Origin of the sequence: Brevundimonas sp. Root608 (assembly GCF_001427825.1) — a bacterium.
Taxonomy (GTDB): domain Bacteria; phylum Pseudomonadota; class Alphaproteobacteria; order Caulobacterales; family Caulobacteraceae; genus Brevundimonas.
Genome location: NZ_LMGT01000004.1, coordinates 314670 through 338001 on the forward strand (window position 1 = coordinate 314670; position 23332 = coordinate 338001).

Annotated in this window: 23 protein-coding genes and 1 tRNA gene; 14 read left to right on the forward strand and 10 right to left on the reverse strand. The window is 68.4% G+C overall.

Going from position 1 to position 23332, the window contains the following annotated elements; translation table 11 throughout:
* Positions 1-10 precede the first annotated feature (10 nt).
* From ASD59_RS07945 to parE, 3 genes are all read left to right on the forward strand, one after another.
* Positions 11-2347, forward strand: a complete 2337-nt coding sequence (locus tag ASD59_RS07945) for an ATP-dependent helicase (RefSeq protein ID WP_055830557.1) — start codon at positions 11-13, stop codon at positions 2345-2347.
* An 80-nt stretch (positions 2348-2427) separates the two neighbouring features.
* Complete coding sequence (locus tag ASD59_RS07950) at positions 2428-3783, forward strand: O-antigen ligase family protein (RefSeq protein ID WP_055830558.1); 1356 nt, start codon at positions 2428-2430, stop codon at positions 3781-3783.
* Positions 3746-5860 carry a DNA topoisomerase IV subunit B gene (parE, locus tag ASD59_RS07955; RefSeq protein WP_082560114.1) on the forward strand — a complete coding sequence of 705 codons (2115 nt, stop codon included), beginning with the start codon at positions 3746-3748 and terminating at the stop codon, positions 5858-5860. Before ASD59_RS07950 ends, parE begins: the two co-directional genes overlap by 38 nt.
* A 1-nt stretch (position 5861) precedes the next feature.
* Here parE and ASD59_RS07960 read toward each other — a convergent pair whose 3' ends face one another.
* The 4 genes from ASD59_RS07960 to ASD59_RS07975 form a co-directional block, all read right to left on the reverse strand.
* Entirely contained in the window at positions 5862-6377 is a 516-nt protein-coding gene (locus ASD59_RS07960; RefSeq protein ID WP_055830562.1) for a histidine phosphatase family protein, read from the reverse strand.
* An 83-nt stretch (positions 6378-6460) separates the two neighbouring features.
* Entirely contained in the window at positions 6461-7708 is a 1248-nt protein-coding gene (locus ASD59_RS07965) for a glycosyltransferase (RefSeq protein WP_082560126.1), read from the reverse strand.
* 133 nt (positions 7709-7841) lie between these two features.
* The gene (locus ASD59_RS07970; protein ID WP_235561758.1) at positions 7842-7997 is read right to left on the reverse strand and encodes a hypothetical protein; all 156 of its coding nucleotides are present in this window, start codon (positions 7995-7997) and stop codon (positions 7842-7844) included.
* 30 nt (positions 7998-8027) lie between these two features.
* Positions 8028-8921, reverse strand: coding sequence for an SPFH domain-containing protein (locus ASD59_RS07975; protein ID WP_055830566.1), 894 nt, complete (start codon positions 8919-8921; stop codon positions 8028-8030).
* Between the two features lie 199 nt (positions 8922-9120).
* On the opposite strand from ASD59_RS07975, the gene ASD59_RS07980 reads away from it, so the two are divergent.
* The 3 genes from ASD59_RS07980 (at position 9121) to ASD59_RS07990 (ending at position 12684) form a co-directional block, all read left to right on the forward strand.
* Complete coding sequence (locus ASD59_RS07980) at positions 9121-12306, forward strand: autotransporter outer membrane beta-barrel domain-containing protein (protein ID WP_055830569.1); 3186 nt, start codon at positions 9121-9123, stop codon at positions 12304-12306.
* Positions 12307-12322: 16 nt separating this feature from the next.
* Positions 12323-12399: transfer RNA gene (locus ASD59_RS07985), tRNA-Val, on the forward strand.
* Between the two features lie 24 nt (positions 12400-12423).
* Positions 12424-12684 (forward strand): hypothetical protein, encoded by a 261-nt coding sequence (locus ASD59_RS07990; RefSeq protein ID WP_055830571.1) that lies wholly within the window; start codon positions 12424-12426, stop codon positions 12682-12684.
* Position 12685: 1 nt separating this feature from the next.
* Here ASD59_RS07990 and ASD59_RS07995 read toward each other — a convergent pair whose 3' ends face one another.
* The 3 genes from ASD59_RS07995 to queC are packed head-to-tail and all read right to left on the reverse strand — an operon-like array spanning position 12686 to position 14399.
* On the reverse strand, positions 12686-13054 hold the full coding sequence (locus ASD59_RS07995) for a 6-pyruvoyl trahydropterin synthase family protein (RefSeq protein WP_055830573.1): 369 nt from the start codon (positions 13052-13054) through the stop codon (positions 12686-12688).
* Positions 13051-13686 carry a 7-carboxy-7-deazaguanine synthase gene (queE, locus tag ASD59_RS08000; protein WP_055830727.1) on the reverse strand — a complete coding sequence of 212 codons (636 nt, stop codon included), beginning with the start codon at positions 13684-13686 and terminating at the stop codon, positions 13051-13053. Before queE ends, ASD59_RS07995 begins: the two co-directional genes overlap by 4 nt.
* On the reverse strand, positions 13683-14399 hold the full coding sequence (gene queC, locus ASD59_RS08005) for a 7-cyano-7-deazaguanine synthase QueC (protein ID WP_055830575.1): 717 nt from the start codon (positions 14397-14399) through the stop codon (positions 13683-13685). Before queC ends, queE begins: the two co-directional genes overlap by 4 nt.
* A gap of 194 nt (positions 14400-14593) precedes the next feature.
* Between queC and ASD59_RS08010 the strand changes: the two genes are divergently transcribed.
* Positions 14594-16225, forward strand: coding sequence for a response regulator (locus ASD59_RS08010; protein WP_055830729.1), 1632 nt, complete (start codon positions 14594-14596; stop codon positions 16223-16225).
* Here the strand turns inward: ASD59_RS08010 and ASD59_RS08015 are convergent.
* Positions 16222-17253, reverse strand: coding sequence for a ligase-associated DNA damage response exonuclease (locus ASD59_RS08015; protein WP_055830733.1), 1032 nt, complete (start codon positions 17251-17253; stop codon positions 16222-16224). The genes ASD59_RS08010 and ASD59_RS08015 overlap by 4 nt on opposite strands.
* Before the next feature lie 83 nt (positions 17254-17336).
* Between ASD59_RS08015 and ASD59_RS08020 the strand changes: the two genes are divergently transcribed.
* From ASD59_RS08020 to ASD59_RS08050, 7 genes are all read left to right on the forward strand, one after another.
* Positions 17337-17810, forward strand: a complete 474-nt coding sequence (locus tag ASD59_RS08020; RefSeq protein WP_055830577.1) for a PaaI family thioesterase — start codon at positions 17337-17339, stop codon at positions 17808-17810.
* The gene (locus ASD59_RS08025) at positions 17807-18205 is read left to right on the forward strand and encodes a PaaI family thioesterase (RefSeq protein WP_055830579.1); all 399 of its coding nucleotides are present in this window, start codon (positions 17807-17809) and stop codon (positions 18203-18205) included. Before ASD59_RS08020 ends, ASD59_RS08025 begins: the two co-directional genes overlap by 4 nt.
* A 64-nt stretch (positions 18206-18269) precedes the next feature.
* On the forward strand, positions 18270-18683 hold the full coding sequence (locus tag ASD59_RS08030; RefSeq protein WP_055830581.1) for a hypothetical protein: 414 nt from the start codon (positions 18270-18272) through the stop codon (positions 18681-18683).
* A gap of 38 nt (positions 18684-18721) precedes the next feature.
* Positions 18722-19063: a hypothetical protein gene (locus tag ASD59_RS08035; RefSeq protein ID WP_055830583.1), complete on the forward strand. Its 342-nt coding sequence runs from the start codon at positions 18722-18724 to the stop codon at positions 19061-19063.
* An 88-nt stretch (positions 19064-19151) separates the two neighbouring features.
* On the forward strand, positions 19152-19583 hold the full coding sequence (locus ASD59_RS08040; protein WP_156389184.1) for a hypothetical protein: 432 nt from the start codon (positions 19152-19154) through the stop codon (positions 19581-19583).
* A 37-nt stretch (positions 19584-19620) separates the two neighbouring features.
* Positions 19621-20049, forward strand: a complete 429-nt coding sequence (locus tag ASD59_RS08045) for a hypothetical protein (RefSeq protein WP_055830587.1) — start codon at positions 19621-19623, stop codon at positions 20047-20049.
* Between the two features lie 88 nt (positions 20050-20137).
* Positions 20138-20773, forward strand: a complete 636-nt coding sequence (locus ASD59_RS08050) for a S24 family peptidase (RefSeq protein ID WP_055830589.1) — start codon at positions 20138-20140, stop codon at positions 20771-20773.
* Between the two features lie 129 nt (positions 20774-20902).
* On the opposite strand, the gene ASD59_RS08055 is transcribed toward ASD59_RS08050, so the two are convergent.
* Entirely contained in the window at positions 20903-21379 is a 477-nt protein-coding gene (locus tag ASD59_RS08055) for an SH3 domain-containing protein (protein ID WP_055830592.1), read from the reverse strand.
* A 133-nt stretch (positions 21380-21512) separates the two neighbouring features.
* The gene (locus tag ASD59_RS08060) at positions 21513-23183 is read right to left on the reverse strand and encodes a lysine--tRNA ligase (protein WP_055830593.1); all 1671 of its coding nucleotides are present in this window, start codon (positions 23181-23183) and stop codon (positions 21513-21515) included.
* Positions 23184-23332: the final 149 nt, after the last annotated feature.

Below are 23332 nucleotides of genomic sequence, written 5' to 3' on the forward strand. Positions count from 1 at the left end.
TGTTCCGCCGATGAGTCTGCCTGACGCCCCCGCCCCCCGCATTTCCGACCTGGCCCGTTCGCGCGGCCCCAATGGCGTGGAGCCGTCGGCGCCCGACTATCTGGCCGGGCTCAATCCCGAACAGCGCGAGGCGGTCGAGACCGTCGACGGCCCGGTGCTGGTGCTGGCCGGGGCCGGCACGGGCAAGACGCGGGTGTTGACCACCCGGCTGGCGCATATCCTGGCCACCGGTCGGGCCCGGCCGTGGGAGCTGCTGGTCGTCACCTTCACCAACAAGGCCGCGCGCGAGATGCGCGAGCGGATCACCCATCTGATCGGCCCCTCGGCCGAGGGACTGCGCTGGCTGGGCACCTTTCACAGCGTCGCGGCCCAGATCCTGCGCCGGCACGCCGAACTGGTCGGGCTCAAGTCGACCTTCACCATCCTGGACACGGACGATCAGGAACGGGTCTGCAAACAGCTGCTGGAGGCCGCCAACCTCGACACCAAGCGCTGGACGCCACGTTCGCTCAGCGGCCTGATCGACCACTGGAAGAACCGCGGCTGGACGCCCGACAAGCTGCCGCCGTCCGAGGATTTCGCCAACGGCAAGGGCCATGCGTTGTACGCGGCCTATCAGGCGCGTCTGGTCAGCCTGAACGCCTGCGACTTCGGCGATCTGTTGCTGCACAATCTGACCATCCTGTCCCAGCATGCGGATATCGCGGAGGAATATCGCCGTCGGTTCCGCTACATCCTGGTCGACGAATACCAGGACACCAACGTCGCCCAGTATCTGTGGCTGCGGCTGTTGACCTCCTCGACCGGCAACGTCTGCTGCGTCGGGGACGACGATCAGTCGATCTACGGCTGGCGCGGGGCCGAGGTGGACAACATCCTGCGCTTCGAACGCGACTTTCCCGGAGCCAAGGTCGTAAGACTGGAGCGCAACTATCGGTCTACGCAACACATTCTCGGCGCCGCGTCCGGCCTGATCGCCGCCAATCGCGACCGCTTGGGCAAGACCCTGTGGACCGAGGATCTGAGCGGCGACAAGGTCCGGGTGCGCGGCGTGTGGGACGGCGAGGCCGAGGCCCGGCTGATCGCTGACGAGATCGAGACCGCCCGCCGCGCCGGCGTCCCCTACAGGGACATGGCCGTGCTGGTCCGGGCCTCGTTCCAGATGCGCGCGTTCGAGGAGCGGTTCGTGCTTCTTGCCGTGCCCTACACGGTCATCGGCGGGCCGCGCTTCTTCGAACGGGCGGAAATTCGCGACGCCCACGCCTATCTGCGGCTGATCCTGTCCGAGGACGACGACCTGGCCTTCGAGCGGATCGTCAATGTGCCCAAGCGCGGCATCGGCGACACCAGCGTGCAGAAGGTGCTGCAGATCGCCCGGCTGTCGGGCGTGTCGGCCATGGCGGCGGTCCGCGACCTGATCACTTCGGACGAGCTTCAGGCGCGGACGCGGACGGCGCTCAGCAACTTCGTGCGCGACATCGACCGCTGGCGGGCCCTGGCCCAGACCACGACCCACTGGGAGCTGACCGAGGCCGTGCTCGAGGAGAGCGGCTACACCGACATGCAGAAGGCCGATCGCGCCACCGGCCAGACGCGTCTGGACAACCTCAAGGAGCTGACGCAATCCATGCAGCAGTTCGAGACCCTGCCCGCCTATCTGGAGCACGTCTCGCTGGTCATGGACCTCGACCGGGGCGGTTCCGACGACGCGGTGCAGATCATGACCCTGCACGGGGCCAAGGGGCTGGAGTTCCCGCTGGTCTTCCTGCCGGGGTGGGAGGAAGGGGTCTTCCCGAGCCAGCGCAGCATCGACGAGAAGGGCGAAAAGGGTCTCGAGGAGGAACGCCGCCTCGCCTACGTCGGCGTCACCCGGGCCAAGTCGGACGCGCGCATCAGCTTCGCCGCCAACCGGCTGGTCTACGGCCGCTGGACCTCGCAGCTGCCCAGCCGCTTCGTCGACGAACTGCCCATGGCCCATGTCGAGGCCGAGAGCGACACCGGCTATTATGGCGTCACCCCCGGCATGAAGGACGCGAAGAGCCGCTGGGACGACATGCCCACCTTCGGCAGCGGCTATTCCTCGCCGGGCTGGAAGCGGGCGCAGTCGTTCACGGCCGGGCGGGCTCCGGCGGCGAAACCGGCGCGGCATACGCTGATCGAGGGCGACGGGCGGCTGTTGGCCACGGCGGACCCGAAGGCCGGCGGGAATTGGTCGAAGGGCGAACGGGTGTTTCACCAGAAGTTCGGCTACGGCCTGATCACCGGCATCGAGGGCAACAAATTGCTGGTCGCGTTCGAGAAGGCCGGGGAGAAGAAGGTGATCGACAGCTTCGTGGAGAAGGTCTGACCGGTCGACCGGAGTGCGGACCGGCGGCGGGCCTAACCCGCCCCAACCCTTCGTTAAGCCTGACGCCCGACTCTGCACGCGTGCGCGAATCCCGTCCAGACACGGTCCTGATCGAGCCCGCCCCCAGCCTGTGGGAACGGGTGATCTGCATCGGCCTCATCGCCATGCTGACCGGCGCCCTGATCGGGCCCGTGTTCGCGCCGCTGCAGGAAGAGACGCCGGTGCTGCGTCTGGTGTGGCTGCCCGCCTATGCGGCCATCTTCGGCATGGCGGCGTATCGGATCGACCGGATGTGGCGGGCCTGGCCGGCGATGCTGGCCATGCTGTCCGTCGTCGGCCTGGCCTTCGCCTCGAAATACTGGTCGATCGACTATGAGACGACCAGCCGGCGGGTCCTCGCCCTGGCCATCAGCGGCGTGTTCGCCCTGTATCTGGGCGCGGTGTTCCGGGGTCCTCACCTGCCGCGGCTGCTGATGCACGCCGCCCTGGTGATGGCGGTGGGCAGTCTGGCGATGGTCTTCGCCTTCCCCTCGATCGGCGTGCATCAGGCCGATAACGCCGGCCTGTGGCGCGGCCTCTGGTACGAGAAGAACCAGATGGGGGCGGTGATGGTGATCGGGGCGACGGCCGCCGCCGCCTGCCTGGCCTCGCCCGACCCGCGCCGGCTGCTGCCCGCCCTCACCCTCGGCCTGGCCTCGATGCTGGTGCTGGCCACCCAGTCCAAGACCTCGCTCCTGTGCCTGATCGTCGGCCTCGGCCTCGTCGGCGGTTTCTGTTCGCTGAAGCGCGGCGGCGCGGCGTTCAGCGTCGTGGCGATCTGGGTCGCCGTCGTGGTGGCAGGACTGGGCATATGGACGTGGGAAACCCATTCGGTCGCGGTGCTGGAGGCGCTGGGCAAGGACCCGTCGCTGACCGGCCGGACCGAGATCTGGGACAGCCTGATGCGCAAGGTCGCCGACCGGCCATGGACCGGATACGGCTACGGCGCCTTCTGGGGACGCGTGGGGGAATCGGTCCCCGCCGACTGGGTGCGCAAGGAGACCGGCTGGACCGTGCCCAGCGCCCACAACGGCTGGATCGACCTGCTGGTGCAACTCGGCTGGCCCGGGGCGGTGCTGGTCGGCGTGCTGATGGCCGCGACGGCCCTGATCGCCGTTCTGCGCTCCATGGGATCGGGCGTGCGCGAGGGCTGGTGGGGGCTGGGCTTCCTGGCCGCCTTCTTCGTGCTGAGCCTGTCGGAAAGCATCCTGGTGCAACACCAGAGCCTGCCCTGGGTGCTGTTCCTGGCGGTCCTGACCCGCGCCGTCCTGCCCTCGCCCGCCCCGGTCGCCGTTCCGCTTGTGGAGAAGCGGCGCGGGGCCTACCAGACCGGCTCCCGAATCGCCGCACAGTATCCGCATGGGCCAGTCCGATCCCGCACCGTCGTTTCTCGATGACCTCTTTGGAGGGCCGCCTGCCGGCGCGCCCGATCCCGACCCCGCGCCCGCCAATGATCCGGCCTTGACGCCCCAGGCCGCCGCGCCGAAGCCGAACCCCGAGCCGGTCAGCGCCCCCACGCCCGCCCCGTCCGCTCCGCCGGTCGCCGGCAACTATTCGGCCTCCTCCATCGAGGTGCTGGAAGGCCTTGAGCCCGTCCGCAAACGCCCCGGCATGTATATCGGCGGCACCGACGAGCGGGCCCTGCACCACCTGTTCGCCGAGGTCCTCGACAACGCCATGGACGAGGCGGTGGCCCGCCACGCCAGGCTGATCACCGTCGATCTGGACGCCGAGGGCTGGCTGGCCGTTCGGGACGACGGCCGCGGAATTCCCGTCGATCCCCACCCCAAACATCCAGGCAAGTCGGCGCTGGAAGTGGTCATGACCGTCCTCCACTCGGGCGGCAAGTTCTCGGGAAAAGCCTATGAAACCTCAGGCGGTTTGCATGGCGTCGGTGTCAGCGTCGTCAATGCGCTGAGCGAACAGCTGGACGTCACCGTCTGGCGCGACGGCCATGAGTGGAAACAGTCGTTCAGCCGCGGCCTGCCGCTCGGCTCCATCGTTCAGGGTCTGCCCTCGAAGAAGAAGGGCACCCTGATCCGGTTCAAGCCGGACGAGGAAATCTTCGGCGTCGGCGCGGCCTTCAAGCCGGCGCGGCTGTTCCGCATGGCCCGGTCCAAGGCCTATCTGTTCCGCGGCGTCGAGATACGCTGGACCTGCGCCGCCGAACGCATCACCGACCACACCCCGACCGAGGCGGTGTTCCACTTCCCCAACGGCCTGGCCGACGCCCTGGCCGAGCGGATCGGCGATCTGGAGACGGTCACCCCGGCCTTCTCGGGCCGCGTCGAGCGCAAGGGCGAGGCCGGCGCCGTCGAATGGGCCGTGACCTGGTCCCCGATCGGCTTCGGCGAGGCCGACGGCTTCGTCTCCTCCTACTGCAACACCGTCTCGACCCCGGATGGCGGCACGCACGAGGCCGGCTTCCGCGCCGCCCTGGTCAAGGGCCTCAAGGCCTATGGCGAACTGACCAACGAGAAGCGCGCCGGCCTGATCACGGCCGAGGACGTGATCGCCAACGCCGGGGCCATGATCTCGGTCTTCATCCGCAATCCCGAGTTCCAGGGTCAGACCAAGGACCGCCTCTCCTCCCCCGACGGCCAGCGTCTGGTCGAGCAGCTGATGCGAGATCCGCTGGACCACTGGCTGACGGAAAGTCCTAAACAAGCCAACACCTTGCTGGGCTTTGTTATCGAGCGGGCCGAGGATCGGCTGAAGCGGCGCAAGGACAAGGAGGTCCAGCGGGCCCAGGCCACGCGCAAGCTGCGCCTGCCCGGCAAGCTGTCGGACTGCTCGCGCCAGTCGGCCAACGGCACCGAGCTGTTCATCGTCGAGGGCGACTCGGCCGGCGGCTCGGCCAAACAGGCCCGCGACCGCACGACCCAGGCCATCCTGCCCCTGCGCGGCAAGATCCTGAACGTCGCCTCGGCCACGGCCGACAAGCTGCGCGCCAACATCGAACTGTCGGATCTGGCGCTGGCGCTGGGCGTCCAGCCCGGCAGCCGGTTCAACATCGACGACCTGCGCTACGAGCGGATCGTCATCATGACCGACGCCGACGTGGACGGGGCGCACATCGCGGCGCTGCTGATCACCTTCTTCTACCGCTCGATGCCCGAGACGATCCGTCAGGGCCGGCTGTTCATGGCCCTGCCCCCGCTCTACCGGATCAGCGCGGGTCCTCTGAGCGAGTACGCCCGCGACGACGCCCACCGCGACGAGCTGATCGCCACGGTGTTCAAGGGCAAGAAGGTCGAGATCGGCCGGTTCAAGGGCCTGGGCGAGATGATGGCTTCCCAGCTCAAGGAAACCACCATGGACCCGAAGAAGCGCACCCTCGCGCGGGTCACGGTGCCGGAGTCCGAGGACGAGATCGAGGACCTCGTCGAACGCCTGATGGGCCGCAAGCCCGAGGCCCGCTTCCAGTTCATCCAGGAAAACGCGCGGTTCGCGGTGGCCGACCTGGACGTCTAGATCAGGGACAGGTCGTCGGGGCCCCGTAGCGGCTGACCTGACCGTGGGCGGCGTCGCCCATCAGGTGCAGCATGGTCATCCGGTCGTATTCGCATTCCGGCATGTCGGCCGCCTCGGCGAAACCCAGCGCCCGCGCGATCAGGGGCACGGTGTTGCTATGGCCGACAATTAGGACGACGGCGTCCTCCGGCAGGGCGCGGACCCGTTCGGCGATCGCGGCGACGTGAGCGGCCGCGCCGCCCTCCAGGCCGACCGGCTCTACAGTCGCGGAATGGAACGCGGCCGTCGGCGCGGCGGTCAGGCGGGTGCGCTGCAGCGGGCTGGTGAAGATATGGTCCGGATGAGCGCCGGCGAGCGCGGCCGAAAGCGCGGCGGCCCTCGCCTGCCCGGCCTCTGACAGGACGGGATCGGCGCTGGTGTCGGCCTTTTCGGCGTGCCGCACCAGATACACGGTCTGGGCCATGGCCGAGCTGGCCGTGAGCAGCGTCAGGGCGACGGCGAGCAGGATGCGTTGCATGATCTCAAATCCCGATTTCGTTGGAGACTGGCTGCCCGGCGACCGCCTGTCGAGACCGAAGTCGCCGGGCGCCCGGACGGGCTTCAGTGCACTTTCCACTCGCCCGGCTGCGCAAACGCGGGCTCGCCGCTGACTTCGGCGTAGACCGAGCTGAGATCCTCGAAGACCCGGTTCCAGGCGAAGCGTTCGACGGTCCGCACGCGGGCGGCCGCGCCCAGCGCCTCTATGTCGCGGGCGAACAGGGCCTCGATGGCCGCCGCGTAGTGAACGGGATCGGCGCTCTTCGCCAGCTGACCGACGGTGTCGTCGACCGTTTCCTTGACCCCGCCGGCGTTGACCCCGACGACCGGGCGGCCGCAGGCCATGGCCTCCAGCACGATCAGGCCGAACGGCTCCTTGTCATTGGCGTGAACGAAGGCGTCGCAGGAGGCGATGATCCGGGCCACGGCCTTCGGGTTGGCTTCATAAGGCAGGGAGATGACCCGCTCCTCCGCCGGCATGCCCGCGCCGGCGCCGACCAGGATGAGGTGGTAGGGATCGCCCAGCGCCTGGACGGCCTCGATGAGGACGTCGATGTTCTTTTCGCGCGCCGGACGGCCGGCGAAACACAGCAGCCGCGCCGACGCCGGGAGACCCAGCTTCTTCAGCAGCCAGTCGCGGTCGCCGCGGTCGGGACGGAAGGTGTCGATCTCCACGCCCAGCGGCCGGATGACGATGTTGCCGACGCCGGCCTCCTCAAGCCGGCGGGCGATAAAGCGGCTTGGCGAGATGACCTTGTCGAACTGGCCGAACAGCCGGGCCCAGCGCTTTTCCACCGGCTTCTTGGCCCATTCGCCGAAGTGGAGGGCAGCGAGGCCCGCCGGGTCGGAATGGCAGAAGCCGACGACCGGGCAACCGGCCCGCTGGCCCGCTTCGAGGGCCCCCTGTCCCGGCGTATACGGGTCGCCGGCCTCGATAATCGAGGGGTTCAGCGACGCCACCCAGGCCCCCCAGCGCCGCACCGAGGTCGGCCAGCGGTAGCCGTCGCCGAACGGCAGCTTGGTGGCGTGCAGTTGAACAATGCCGTCGTCGCCTGCCTTGTGGTGCGCGCCCGGCACGACCAGCGAATGGGCGACGCCCGGACGGTTGGCCTCGAGCCAGGCCTTCTTGGACAGGAGATAGCGTTTCACCCCGCCCGAACGCGGGGCGTACAGCATGGTCGTATCGACCAGCCGCGGCCGGCCGTCGTCGCCGGCGGCCTTGGTGGCCTTCAGGGTTTCGGAGACTTCCTCGTCCCATCCGGGGATCAGGCGCAGTTCGCCTTCCTGCACTTCCAGCCCGGCCAGGCTCATGAGTTCGCGCTCCGCCTCACTGATACTGGCTGCCCCAACGCGCGCGACCCGCTTCTGGATGCGGCGGGCCTTGCGGACCTTCGACATATGCGACTTGACCATCAGCGGCCCCTAGCGCCGCTCGCGGCCAAGCTCAAGCGTCGTCCGCTTGCGGAGAGTCTTCGGACGGGGTCACCCCCCGCCGATGAAGCGCCTCACGCAGCAGGGTTTCAACCTGGGCGTTGACCGAGCGCAGTTCGGCGGCGGCCAATCGCTCGACCGCCGCCATCACGCCGGGAGAGGCGCGCATAAGAAAGGGCTTCCTCGGGCGCGCCATGCCCTAGCCGTACAGGGTGCCGGTGTTGATCACGGGCTGGGCCTCGCGATCGGCGCACAGGACGACCAGCAGGTTGGACACCATGGCGGCCTTGCGCTCCTCGTCCAGATGGACGACGCCGCGCTCGCTGAGGTCCGTCAGGGCGTTCTCGACCATGGCGACCGCGCCCCGGACGATCAGGCGCCGGGCCGACAGTATGGCCTCGGCCTGCTGGCGACGCAGCATGACGCCGGCGATCTCCGGCGAATAGGCAAGGTGCGCGAGGCGCGCCTCGTCGATCGCGAGGCCCGCGGCGTGCAGCCGGGTGCCCAGTTCGTCACGCAACCGGCCAGCCACATCCTCCGCGTCGGCGCGAAGCGTCAGTTCTGAGTCCTGGCCTTCCTCGCCATGGTCATAGGCGTAGTGCGAGGCGATATCGCGCAGGGCCGTGTCGACCTGGATGGCGACGAAGGCCTGGTAGTCGTCGACGTCGAACAGCGCCTGGGCGGAATCCTCGACGCGCCAGACCACGTTTGCGGCGATCTCGATCGGATTGCCGCGTCTGTCGTTCACCTTGAGCTTGTCGGAGGTGAGGTTGCGGACGCGCAGGCTGATCTTCTTGCGGCTGTACCAGGGCAGGACCCAGCGCAGGCCGGTCCTGCGGTCGGTGCCGCGATAGTCGCCGAAGAGGAGGATCGCCATGCCTTCGTTCGGCTGCAGCGAATAGAGGCCGCAGATCAGCAGCAGGCCGATGACCGCGGCGACGATGCCGGCCACGACCCGCCAGGCGGTGTCGGGGTCCTGGGCGACGCTGACCGGCCCGAGAATCAACAGGACCAGGCCGATCAACAGCATGACGATGCCATTGGCCGTCGCCGCGGGGCGTTCGGTCGATCTGGAATGCGTGGTGGCGGTCATGGGTCCCTCCCTGAAGCAATATGAAAATGATATCACTTTGATGCCACAATGTGCAATAGCTGCGCTTGATCAGCGGCCCTGGCGTCCGGCAACGGCCTTGCATTCGCCTCAAATTCGAGAAACTTGAGGCAGGCTGGCTTGGTCCCTGTTAGAGGATCGCCCGCGTCTCTGGCGTATCGTCCACAGGGGTTTCTACCGAATGCGTATTCTACTCGCGACCGCGGTTGCGATCGCTCCCCTGATGGCGGCTTCCGGCGCGATGGCCGAGGTGGTGATCTCGACCGTCCGTACGACGCCGATCGCCACGTCGAACGCGACCGGTACGGGCCCCGACGATATCCGCATCGCCAGCGGCGGCGCCGTCAACGTCGCGTCGGGCGCGGCGGTGACAATCGACGTCAGCGAAAACTTCACCCTCGACTCGGGCGGGGGGATCAACATGACCCCGGCGGCCGACGGAGCGACCGGGCTTCTGGTCAATCCCGGGGTGACGTCCAATGTGACGATCAACGGCTCCATCGCCCTCATCGACACCATCGACACCTATCCGGACACCGACAGCGACGGGGACATCGACGGTCCCTGGGCGACGGGAAGCGGCCGCTATGGCGTCCGGTACGCGGCGGGCGCGCCCGTCACCGGCGATCTGGTCGTCGGCTCGACCGGCGTCATCAGCGTGGACGGGAACAACTCGTACGGGATCTCGATCGAGTCCGGACTGAGCGGAAAACTCCAGACCCAGGGCACGATCCGGGTGTTCGGAGACAATTCGGTCGCCATCCGCACGCAGGGCCCGATCAACGGCCCAGTGACCCTGTTGGGGACGATCAGCGCTCGCGGGGCAAACACCTCCGCCATTTCAATCGGCGGCGACGTGGGCGGCCGTGTGTCCCTCCAGGGCGAGATCAGCGCTTCCGGCTATCGTTATACGACGCTGGGGAACGACACGTTCGAAGGCAAGCTGGACGCCGATGACAAGCTGCAGGGGGGCGCGGCCGTAATCATCGCCGGCAACGTCGCCGGCGGAGTCATCGTTGATCGCGCGCCCGTGGACGCCGATACCGCCAATGCGGACGAGGACGGCGACGGCATTCCCGACGTCAACGAGACCCAAGGCACGATCAACAGCTATGGCGCGGCGCCGGCGATCCAGGTCGGGTCCGTGACCCGGTCGATCACGCTCGGAGCGGTGGGGACGGGCGACAACCAATTCGGCTTCATCAACCGCGGAACGGTCAACGGCCAGGGCGTCTACGCCGGCGTAGACGCCAACGCCATCGTGTTCGGCGGCAACCCCGGCCAGACGGTCACTATCACGGGCGGCGTCCGAAACGAGGGCACGGTGGCGGCTCTCGCCTCCGACGCCAACGCCACCGCGATCCGGCTCGGCACGGGAACCACGGCGCCCCAGATCTTCAACTCCGGCGCAATCACCGGCGGCGTCGCCAGCGAACTGGCGTCCGCGACGGCCACGGCGATCCGGATCGACGCCGGCGCCTCGGTCTCGAGCTTCGTCAACAATGGCTCGATCCTGGCCTCGGCCGGCGGCGGTACGGCGACCGTCACAGGCGTTCTGGACCTGAGCGGCAGCCTCACCTCCATCAACAACACCCGGTCGATCCAGGCGACGCTCAATCCGAATGCGGCCGGCGATCCGCTGACGGGCACGACGACGGCCATCGACGTGAGCGCGAACACGACCGGCGTGACCCTGATCCAGACCGGCGTCGCCGCCACGGCGACCGCGGCGAACCCGGACACCGATGGCGACGGCGTGCCCGATGGCAATGAACCGATCATCGCGGGTGCGATCAAGCTGGGATCGGGAGCGGACACGGTCGACATCAGGAACGGCCTGGTCCTGGGCGACATCGCATTCGGCGCCGGCGCCGACCGTCTGTCGATCTCCGGGGGCGGCGTCGTGCGCGGCGCTCTCGCCGACGCGGGCGGCGATCTCGCCATCGACGTCTCCAACGGCACGCTCGACGCGCGCCAGGTGACGCGGACGAACATCACCAGCCTGAACGTCGGCGCGGACGGCGACCTGATCGTGACCATCGATCCGGCGAACAGCACCGCGGGCGGGTTCAATGTCGCGGGAACGGCCACCCTGGCTAACGGCGCCGGCCTTGGCGTTCGCTTCACCTCGCTTCTGGCGGCGCCCAACCGGTTCACCCTGATCGACGCCGCAACGCTGAATTTCGGTGCGATCGATCTGGATTCGATCGAGTCCAATTCCCCGTATCTCTATGTGGTCGAGGCGGGCGCCAATGTCCCCGCCGGCGAGGTGTTCGTCGATGTCCGTCAGCGGACCGCGGCCGAAGCCGAGCTGATTCCGGTCGAAGCCGCATTCTACGACGCCTTCTATGCCGCGATCGGCGACGCCGATGCGCTGAGCATCCGCAACGCCTTCCTGGCCCAGGCCGGCCGCGAGGAGTTCATCAACCTGTACGAACAGCTGCTGCCCGACCATTCGGGCGGTCCGCTGGTTTCCCTGGCCTCCGGCGTCGACGCCGTGACGCGGGCCCTGACCGGCCGCAACGCCTCGGCCGCGCCGGGCGAGACCAGCGCCTGGGTGCAGGAGATCAATTTCTACGCCGACAAGGACAAGACCGACACCTACGGCTTCCGTTCCGAGGGCTTCGGCGTCGCTGGCGGCATCGAGCGGGGCAGCGGTCTGGGCAATATCGGCATCTCGGCGGCCTTCACCTCGTCGGACCTCGAGGATCCCGAGGCCGAGGCTGAGGAAGTGCTGTCGGCGAACCTGCTGGAACTGGGCCTCTACTGGCGGGCCCAGGGCCAGTACTGGACGACCTGGGCGCGCGCCGCCGCCGGCTATGCGACCTTCAACTCGGAGCGCCGTTTCGTCGGGGCTGGCCTGAACCTGTCAAATGAATCGGACTGGAACGGATTCACCCTCGCCGCGGCCGGCGGCGCTTCCTACGAGCGCTCCTATGGACGCTTCAGCATCCGCCCCGAGATCTATGCCGAGTATTTCTCGCTCAGCGAGGACGGCCACGTCGAAGAGGGCGGGGGCGATGGCTTCGATCTGGAGATCGACGATCGCGAAGGACATCTGTTCTCGGCGACGGCCGCCGTCAATCTCGGCATGGGGATGGGCGAAAACAGCTGGCTGCGGCCGGAGCTGCGCGTCGGCTGGCGTCAGAACATCTCGGTTGATCCGGGCGAGACCATCGCCCGCTTCCGCTCCGGCGGGCCGGACTTCACCCTGGCCGGCGGTTCGATCGAAGGGGGCGGGCCCATCGTCGGCTTCCGCCTGAACGTGGGCAATGAACTGGGCATGCTGTCCATCAGCGCCGACGCCGAGATGATCGAGGACTATGTCCGCTATATGCTGTTCCTGCGGGCCAGCTTCCGGTTCTAGGCCGGCGAAAGGGATCGGGCGGCTAGCTCAGCTGGTCAGAGCACCTCGTTTACACCGAGGGGGTCGGGGGTTCGAACCCCTCGCCGCCCACCATTCCGCCGATATCAGGAGGCCCAGATGACGACCCTGTTCAAACGCTCCGTCGCCCTTGCCCTCGTCGTCGGCGCGTCGGTGGGGCTGCAAGGCTGTCTTGTCGGCGCCGTGGTCGGGACCGGGGCCGCCGTGGTCGGAGCCGGCGCGGCCGTGGTCGGCGCGGGCGTCGACGCCGTCACCACCTCCGACGAGGAGACGAAGGCCAGGCGGGAGCGTGAACAGCGCGAATACGAACGCGAACAGCGCCGCTGCGAGCAGCGCCAGCGGCAGGGCCGCGACTGCTGACCTAGAGGGTCAGCACGCAGCGTTCGTGAATGGTCGGCCGCGCCACCTGGATGCGGCACAAACCCGGCCACTCGGGTTTGAGGCGGCGGGCGAACCACAGGCAAAGGTTCTCCAGGCTCGGCAGCTCCAGGCCCGGCTTCTCGTTCAGCATGCCGTGATCCAGTTCTTCGGCCGCGGCCTTCAGGGCGCGGTCCAGCGCGCCGAGGTCGGCGACCCAGCCATGCTCAGCGTCCAGCACTTCCGAACGGACGGTCGCCTCGACCGTGAAGGAATGGCCGTGGATGCGGCGATAGATGCTGCCCTCCGGCTCGTGCGGGAAATGATGGGCCGCGTCGAAGGTGGCCGTCTTGGTGATCTCGAAAACGCTCATCTTACGCCGATGTATTTGTGGGTCTGGACGCTGAGCCGCCACTTCGGGTGGGTCAGGCAATAGTCGATGGCCGCCGCCGTATTGGCCGCCTGGTCGGGGCCGTCCATGGGCTGCAACCAGAAGCGTTCGAACGGCAGATGCTCGAACCGGTCCGGCATCGCCTTCGGCTGCGGATAGACCAGCTTCAGCTCCTGCCCCGAGGTCTGGACCACGGGCGCGTCGGCCTTGGGGCTGACGCAGATCCAGTCGATCCCGGCCGGCGCGGGAAGCGTGCCGTTGGACTCGATGGCGACCTCGAAGCCGCGGACATGCAGGGCGTCGATCAGGGCCGGGTCCAGCTGCAGCAGGGGCTCGCCGCCTGTGCAGACGACCAGCCGGGGGTCCCCCGCCCTGCCCCGCCACATCGACTGGACATGGTCGGCCAGGGCGTCGGCGCTGGCGAATTTTCCGCCGCCGTCGCCATCCGTTCCGACGAAGTCGGTGTCGCAGAAGGTGCAGACCGCCGTCGCCCGGTCGCGCTCGAGCCCGTTCCACAGATTGCAGCCGGCGAAGCGCAGGAAGACGGCCGGCCGCCCGGCCTGGCCGCCCTCGCCCTGCACCGTCAGAAAGACTTCCTTGGCGGAATAGGTCATGCGGCCGCCCATTCCGCATGGCCCGCCGCCCGCAGTTCGCAGGCCGGGCAGTCGCCGCAGCCATAGCCCCAGGGATGGCGGTGCGCACGATCGCCGCGATAGCAGGTGTGCGACGCCTCGACGATCAGCTCCACGAGCGCCGGGCCGCCGATACGGTCGGCCAGAGCCCAGGTTTCGGCCTTGGTCAGGGTCATCAGCGGCGTGTCGATCACGACCGGCCTGTCGAGCCCCAGACTGAGCGCCGCCGCCATGGCGTCGATCGTGTCGCGGCGGCAGTCAGGATAGCCGGAGAAATCCGTCTCGCACATTCCGCCGACCAGAACCTCGAGGTTCCGCCGGTCCGCCAGGGCGGCCGCGCAGGTCAGGAACACCAGGTTCCGCCCCGGCACGAAGGTGCTGGGCAGGCCCCGTGCGTCCATCTCGATCGCCCGGTCCGTCGTCAGGGCGCTCTCGGATATTCGTCCATAGCCGGTCAGGTCCACGACATGGTCGGGGCCCAGACGGGCGGCCCACCGCGGCAGGACCGCCAGCATGCCTTCGCGCACCTTCAGGCGCGCCTCCATCTCGACCGCGTGGCGCTGGCCGTAGTCGAAACCCACGGTCTCGACGCGCGAAAACCGCTCCAGCGCCCAGGCCAGGCAGGTGGCGCTGTCCTGCCCGCCCGAGAACAGGACGAGGGCCGTTTTTTCGCTGGCGGGGCCGGAATCGCTCATGACAAACCTGCGGTCGGCCTGTCGGCCGCGCGCATAAACAAGGGGGATGGGCCGCCATCGTGGCGGGGCGGGCCTTCTACACCAGCCGCGGATACAGAGCAAAGACGGCCCGGAAATGACGGTTTCCGCTCTTAACTCTTCGGCAAAAGCTTGTCGGCCACTGTCTGCCGGTGACAGTGGAGTTGTGGCCGGACATGCCGACCATTGAAGTCTTGACCGAGCGCGCCGAGGCAGTGTCGCCCGAGACGCCCGGCAGCGCTGTCTTCTCGCGCTTCGAGCGTGAACCCGACACCCTGGTGATCGCCGTCGTCGAAGGCGGTCGGCCGGTCGGCCTGATCGAACGCAACGCCTTCCTGCTGAAGATCGCCGCCCCCTTCGGACACGCGCTCTACGCCGGACGGCCGGTGCAGCACCTGATGGACGCCGAGCCCGCCGTGGTCGAGGCGGGCGTCAGCATCGACACCTTCTGCGACATCCTGTTGAAGAGCGGCCCCGGCGCCCTGATGCGCGGCTTCATCGTCACGCGGCAGGGCCGGTATCACGGCGTCGGCACGGCGGTGTCCCTGCTCCGGGCGGTCAATGACCTGCAGCGGAGCCAGAATGCGGAACTGGCCGAACAAACCCGGGTCCTCAGCGACACCCGCAACCAGGCGCTCGCCTCGGCCCGCGCCAAGAGCCAGTTCCTCGCCATCATGAGCCACGAACTGCGCACGCCGATGAACGGCGTGCTGGCCGTGGCCGACCTGTTGCGGCGCCAGCCGCTGAACGCCCAGGCCCAGGCGCACGTCACCACCATCGTGGATTCCTCCGAGACCCTGCTTCGCATCCTGCAGGACGCCCTGGATCTCTCGCGCGCCGAAGCCGGGGAATTGGAGCTGCATCCGGAACCGACGCCCCTGCGCGCCCTGATGGACGACATCCAGGCCCTGTGGACGCCCCGGGCGTCGCAGGACAATGTCACCCTGATGGTGAGCTATGAGGGCGACACCGAGCTGGCCGGCCTTGTTGACGGGGTCCGGCTGAAGCAGGTCTTCAACAATCTGGTCAGCAACGCGCTGAAGTTCGCGCGCAACGGTGTCGTCGAGGCCCGGCTGAAAGCCGTGGCCTCGGGCACCCGCATCCGGCTGGAAGCGCGGGTTCGCGATGACGGTCCCGGCGTGGACGCCGATCGCGTGGACGAGATCTTCGCCCCGTTCGTCCATGGATCCGGCCCCGACGGCGCCGGTCTCGGCCTCGCCATCTGCCGTCAGATCGTCGATCGGATGGGCGGACGCATCTGGGCGGAAAACAATCCCGGCCACGGCGCGACCTTCGCCTTTGACATCGAGGTCGGGCGCAGCGAGGTCGAGGCCGCCGCCCCGTCCAACGTCGAGAGCATCGGCGACGGTGAACTCCTGACCAATCCCCACGTCCTGATCGTGGACGACAACGCCACAAACCGCGTGGTGGCCCAGGCGCTTTGCGAGATGTTCGGCTGCACCTCCGAAACGGCCGAGGACGGCGTCGAGGCCTTGGAGGCCGTGCAGGAACGCCGTTTCGATCTGGTCCTGATGGACATCAAGATGCCCCGCATGGACGGAGTCCAGGCCACCCTGGCGATCCGCGCCCTGGAGGGTCCGGTCAGCGCCCTGCCGATCGTGGCCCTGACGGCCAACGCCGATCCGGACGACGCGCGGAAATATGTGGAAATCGGCATGGCCGCCGTGGTCGAGAAGCCGATCAAGCCGGAACGCCTGCGCATGGCCATGAACCTGGCTCTGGAACAGGCCGCCGCCGCATCCCGGTCCGCCCCCGGACCGGGCGCGGCGAAGCGATCCGCCGCCTAACCGGAATCCGCCGCGCCGGCCTCGTCATCCTCCTCCTCATAGCCAACAAGCCGCAGCGCCCTCGCCGGCTGGTCGTTGAGCTCGCACCAGCGCAACAGGCCTTCCTCGCGGCCATGGGTGATCCACACCTCTTCGGGCTTCAGCTCGGTGAAGGTCGCAACCAGTTCGGGCCAGTCGGCGTGATCCGACAACACCAGCGGCAGCTCCACCCCGCGCTGGCGCGCGCGGGCCCGGACCAGCATCCAGCCCGAGGCGAAGGCCAGGACCGGGTCGGCGAACCGGCGGGCCCACCGGTCCTGGGTCGCCGACGGCGGCGCGATCACCACCTCGCCCCCGAGGGCGTTGGCCTTCAGCCCCGTGGCCGGCAGGATCGGCCCCAGATCGACGCCCTCCCGCTCGTACAGGCGATTCAGGCGCTCCAGCGCGCCGTGAACATGGATCGGCCGCTCCCACCCCGCCTCCCGCAACAGCCGGATGACCCGCTGGGCCTTGCCCAGGGCATAGGCGCCGACCAGATGCGCCCGTTCGGGAAACTGGCCCAGGGACTGGACCAGCCGGCCGATCTCCTCGCCGTCGGGCGGATGGGTGAACACCGGCAGGCCGAAGGTGGCTTCCGAGATGAAGACGTTGCACGGGACCGGCTCGAACGGCGCGCAGGTCGGGTCGCGGCGGCGCTTGTAGTCGCCGGAGACGACCATGGTGATCCCCTTCCAGCGGATCACGGCCTGGGCTGAACCCAGGACGTGACCGGCGGGCGCCATGCCGATCTCGACGCCCCTGTGCGAGGCCGTATCGCCGTAGCCCACGCCCTGCCGATGCGTGGCGAAGGCCTCGCCATACCGTTCAGCCATGATGGCGAGGGTCTGCGGCGTCGCCAGCACCGTTCCGTGCCCCGAACGGGCGTGATCGGCATGGCCATGGGTGATCACGGCGCGATCCACCGGCTGGACCGGATCGACGTAGAAGTCGCCGGGCGGGCAATACAGACCCGCGGGCGTCGGCCGCAGCAGGTCTTCGAACCGGATCATGGAGGGCATATGGCGGTCATGGCGCATCTGACAACGCGCTCGACGGACTTGCGCTCATTCCGTACCCGACCCAGAAGCGGAGCATGACGTCCTCGATCCTCGACATCCTGCCCCAGCTGGCCGGCGGCGCCGCCCACACCCACGCCCTCGGCTTCGTCTACGACGGCGTGGACGGGGACCGCGTCCGCATCCGCGTGCCGTGGCGCGAGGACCTCGTCGGCGATCCCGAAACCGGCGTGCTGTCCGGCGGACTGGTCACCACCCTGCTGGATCATGTGGGAGGCCTGGCGACCTGGGTCGCGCTGGGACGGTTCGAGACCATCGCAACCCTGGACCTGCGGGTCGACTACATGCGCGCGGCCGAGACGCGCCGGGACCTGATCGCCGAGGCGCGCTGCTATCGCCTGACCCGGTCGGTCGCCTTCGTCCGCGCCTGGGCCTTCGAGGACAGGGCCGAGGATCCCGTCGCGGCGGGCCAGAGCGCCTATATGCTGGGTTCGGGCGGCGGCCGGGGCGCGGGCGTCAATCTCCGTCCCGCGGGGGAGGCGCCGCAATGAGCGATCTTCTCGACCGCCTCCCCTATGCGCGGTTTCTCGGCCTGGTCACCGAGGCCGAGGGCGACAGCCTGACCGTCACCATGCCCTTCGCCGAACGGCTGATCGGCAATCCGATCCTGCCGGCGCTTCACGGCGGCGCCACCGCCGCCCTGCTGGAACTGACGGCGGTCGCCCAGGTGGCTGCCCTCTATCCGCGGCTGCGCCTGCCCCGCCCCATCAATGTCAGCGTGGCGTATCTGCGGTCGGGCCGGCCTGTCGACGTCCACGCCAGCGCCCGAATCAGCCGCGCCGGGCGTCGCGTCGCGCACGTGCTGGCCGAGGCCTGGCAGGACGACCGCGCCCAGCCCATCGCCGCCCTGACTGCACACTTCCTACTTGCGGTAGACGACCTGTAGTTGTCTTCTAACGGGCCGCATGTTCGGCTTCCTTCGGTGACGTTTCGGTCACCGGAGGAAGATCATGACCAGACAATCCATCGGCGAAAGCCTGGCCGCCCGGCTGTATGCGGCCGAAACGGCCATCGACCTCGCGCTCATTGAAACGGCGACCCTGGCGGCGATGCTGCCGGCGGCCCGCGCCGACGCCTACCTCTCCGCGGTCACGGGCCAGCGGGCCTTCGACGGCGCCGCCGGGGCCGTCAGCGCCCTGTCGGCCGCTCGCTCCCACATGGTCCAGACCCATACCGCCCTCGCCGCCCTGGCGCGCAAGCTGGGCCTCGACGCCCTCGCCGTTGGGCCCATCGACAAGCCGGGCGACACGCCCCCGGTCGGCGGCGGAGGTGGAGACGGCGGTGGCGTTCAACCCGAAATGGTTAACAATGTGATAGCAGACGTGATGAACAAACCTCTACCGTACATAGCGGAACCATGTTAATAGCTTGTTCACCAGTTTACTCCGTGGGAGAGCTTTCCGTGACCAAGACCGAAGTTATCGCCAGCGTCGCCGGCGATCTTTATGCGACTGAACAAGCCATCGACGCCGCCATCGCGCGGGCCACGACCTTGGTGCAGTCGATGATCGGAGGCCGCACGGCGCTTAACATCTCGCCGGTCGTCGGCGCAGAGTCGCAAGCCCGGGCGCTGGAAGCGATCGCCGCCTTGGGCGTCGCACGCCAGGCCATGATCGCCTGCCATGAGGAACTCGGCAAGGATCACCGGCGCATGGGCTACGGCATCTACGCCGAAGAACCCCAGGACAAGGGTCAGGGCCCGAGGCCAGCGACCATCGGCGAACACCGGCTGCGCGCGGTTTAACTTAACGTAATGTAAGCCGCCGGACATTTCCCCGGCGGCGGGCTTCAGGCATTATCGCCCCCATGCTTTGCGGCATGGGGGCGATTCTGTGTTTGAGACTATTTATTCGCAAGTCCTCACAGGGTTCCTCGTCCTCGTCGTGGGATTTGCGCTGGTCAAGGGCGACGAAACCGAGCGGATAGGCGGCGCGGCCTATGCGCTTGTCATCATCGCCGGCGTCATGACCTCGGACAACAGCAGCTTCAGCCTCTCGCGATGGAGCGCCTTTGCCCTTGACGTGGTGCTGCTGGCCACCTTCCTCGGCCTGGGTTGGCAAAGTCGCCGATCCTGGCCCATGTGGGCCGGCGCTTTTCAGGCCTTGATCGTCACCGGCCACATTATGGTGCTGGCCAATCTCCGCCCCCCGGGCGACGCCTTCGCCGCCGTTAACAACATGGCCAACTACGCACTGCTGATATCCTTGGCCGTGGGGACCTTCTGGGCATGGCAGGAACGACGCGCAGCCGGACTGAAGGCCTGAGCCGCGCGCGTGCGGCCCGTCAGCAAAGGCGAAGCGATTGTTTGACACCCTCTATTCCCAGATCGGGGCGGCGATCTCTGTGGCGGTCGTCGCCTTCGCTTTCCTGAAGGGCGACGAGCCCGAGCGCGTCGGCGCCGGGGCCTATGCGCTGGGCCTGCTCGCCTCGCTGCTGCTGCAGTTTGACGGCGAACTGTCCGGCCCGCAGTGGGGCCTGTTCGCGATAGACGCCGTCATGCTGGGCGTCTATGCGGCCCTCGCCTGGAAAAGCCGGCGGTCATGGCCGGTCTGGGCCAGCGCCCTGCAGGCCCTGATCGTCATGAGCCACCTCCTGATCCTCATCGATCTGCGCCCGCCGCTTGCGGCCTTCTACGCCGTGATCAACCTGGCCAGCTACGGGATTCTGCTGGCGATGGCGGTCGGGACCTTCTGGTCCTGGCGGGACCGGCGCGCCGCCGGACTGGAATAGATTGCCCGCCCCGCGGCCCAGGTAGATATTCCTATCCACCCCTGTAGACTTCATCCGAATCGGCCCCGTCCGGCCCCGGTGAGGCGCCATGCCCCTGTCACATGTCCAGCTGTGGAAGGCGATCGACGGCCTGGCCCGGCGCGAAGGCCTCAGCGCGTCGGGCCTGGCGCTGCGGGCCGGCCTGGATGCGACCAGCCTCAATCCCTCCAAACGGTTTGGCCCCGGGGATCCGCCCCGCCCGCGCTGGCCCTCGACCGAGAGCCTGACGCGCATCCTCCAGGCCACCGGCGTGTCGCTCGGCGATTTCGCGGCGCTGGCCCTGGACGCCCCCGACCGGCCCGCGACCGCCCCCCTGCTCGGCATGGCCCGGGCGGGCGAGGACGGCTTTTTCGACGATGCGGGCCTGCCGACCGGCGATGGCTGGGAAGAGACTGACCTGCCGCGGCCGAAAGACACCCTGTTCAGCCTCCGCATCAACGGGGATTCCATGGCTCCCCTGTACCGCGAGGGCGACCGGGTGCTGGTCGATCGCGACACGACACGGGTGCGCAAGGGCGACCGCGTCGTGGTCCGGACCGCGTCGGGAGAAACCCTGGCCAAGGAGCTGGCGGCGATCACGGCGCGGTCAGTGACCCTGTCGTCGATCAATCCCGCCTATGAGCCCCGCACCCTGCCGCGCGCCGACATCCTCTGGATGGGCCGCGTGCTGTGGGTCAGCCAGTAGGCCGGTCCCCCGCTCGGAACGCCACGACGGAACAAGACCGCGCTCCCGGCCGGCGCCGGCGACGGCGGCTGAACGAAAAAGGCCGCCCCTTTCGGGACGGCCTTCCGCTTCGTTCGTGTCGGATCGCGCCTAGTAGGCGGTGACGTAGTTGGCGTTCACCCACCCGCCGCCGGCGATCTGGACCCATTCGCCCTGCGAGCCGATGGCGGCGAAGGGCTGGCCGGCGCGCAGCGAGCCCGCCTGGCGATAGTTGGTGCCGGGGCCCGAACGGATGCGCAGGTTCGAGGTGGCGCGGTACTGGGCGCCGCTGCTGGCCGTGGATGCAGCCCGGGCGCGCTGCTGGTTGCAGCCGATGTAGGAACCGGCGGCGGCGCCGGCGCCCGCGCCGGCCACGGCGCCGAGGGTGCGTTCATTGGACGAAATCCGGCTGCCGGCGAGGCCGCCGATGACCGCGCCGATCAGGGCGCCGGTGCGCTGACGTCCGCCGGGCGCGTCGCAGTTGGTGATGCCGTTGGCCTGCTGGGCCATCGAAACGGTCGGGACCGCGGTCACCAGCGCAGCCAGGGCGGCGGCGGTAGCCAGGGTGGTGTTCATGAACTTCGACATGGTCTCTCCAATTCATCGAGGTTGGTCGATGACAGGCACAATGCGCCACGCCGGATGAAGGCTCCCGGAGCCTCGCCGTTATATTCGGTTCATTTAGGTTGCCGGCCTTCCCGGGCGACGCGTGGCGGGTCGGCTACGACGCCAGCTCGCCGTTCGCGCCCGCCTCGATCAGCCGGGTCGTCTGCGGCAGGCCGTAGATCGCGGCGAACGAACCGAACCGCGGTCCCTGGGACGCGCCCAGCAGCACCTCGTACAGCGCCCCGAACCACCCACGCAGCGGCTCGAACGCATGCGCCTTGCCCACGGCGTAGACCTCGCCCTGGATCAGTTCGCCGTCGGTCGTGTCGGCCGGCAGGGCCCTCAGCCGCCCCGCCAGGTCGAGCAGCGCCGCCTTCTCCCGGTCGTCCGGCAGGCGGTACGACTTCGTCGGCTTCACGAAGTCCTCGTAATAGTTCAGCGCCCGCTCCATCAGCTGGTCCAGCAGCGGCTCGGTCTGCGGCGTCGCCTCGGGCAGGTATTTGGCGAAATAGGCCCACAGCTGGTCCTTGTCGGACGCATTGGCCACGCCGACCAGGTTCAGCAGCAGGGCGAAGGACACCGGCGAGGTGTGTTCCGGCGGCGCGCCCGAATGGATCGACCAGACGGCGTTGTCGATCCGCTTCGCCGGTTCCTGCGTCTTCCAGGCCTCGATCGCCGCCAGATAGTCGTCGATCGCCCGCGGGATGACGTTGAAGTGCAGGCTCTTGGCCGATTTCGGCGACTGGAACATGTACCAGCTCAGCGACTCCGGCGTGCCGTACCGCAGCCACTGCTCCATCGTCAGGCCGTTGCCCTTGGACTTGGAGATCTTCCGGCCCTCGACGTCGAGGAAGAGCTCGTAGTTGAAGCCCTCGGGCGGCGTGCCGCCCAGGGCGCGGCAGACCTTCGAGCTCTCGCGCACGCTCTCGATCAGGTCCTTGCCCGACATTTCATAGTCGACGTCCATCGCGGTCCAGCGCATCGCCCAGTCAGGCTTCCATTGCAGCTTCACATGGCCGCCCGTGACCGGGACCTCGGTGCGGCCGCCGGCGGGGTCGTCGAATGTGATGGTCCCCTTCTCCACGTCCCGCTCCAGGGTCGGGACCTGCAGGACGTGGCCCGTAAGGGGGCTGACCGGCAGGAAGGGCGAATAGGTCGCGCGGCGCTCCTCGCCCAGGGTCGGCAGCATGATCGCCTGCACCGCCTCGAACCGCTCCAGAAGGGTCAGCAGCGTCGCATCGAACCGGCCGGACCGGTACTGCTCGGTCGAGGACAGGAATTCGTAGTCGAAGCCGAAGCCGTCGAGGAAGGCGCGCAGGCGGGCGTTGTTGTGGGCGCCGAAGCTGTCGTGGGTCCCGAACGGGTCGCGCACCACGGTCAGCGGCTTGTGCAGGTCCTCGGCCAGCATCTCCGGGTTGGGAATGCCCTCCGGCACCTTCCTCAGCCCGTCCATGTCGTCGCTGAACGCGATCAGCCGGGTCTGCCAGTGATCGCCGGTCAGGGCGCGGAAGGCGTTGCGGACCATGGTCGTGCGCGCCACCTCGCCGAAGGTCCCCATGTGCGGCAGGCCCGACGGACCGTAGCCGGTCTCGAAGATCACCGGCTTCTGCAGAGCCTCGAAGGTCGCCAGCGCCTCGTCCGCCTTGCCGGCGTCGATCAGCAGCTTCGCCGTATTGCGCTCGGCGTCCGACAGCCGCTTCTTCAGCACATGGGCCAGAAGATTGCGGGCCTGTTCGAACGGCCAGGACCTGGCTTCGCGCGCGAGGGTTTCGAGGTTCTGCAGCATGGGCGGGGTTTGGCCTGTCAGAGGCCACGGGTCAACGATAGGCTCGATCGCGAAGAAGGCGTCCCGGGGGTGTCCGGAGCCCGAACTGGAGAAAGACTGAGGCGTCTGTTGCAACCGCCTCGGTGTCGGACGGTTGTCTCAGTCCCGGC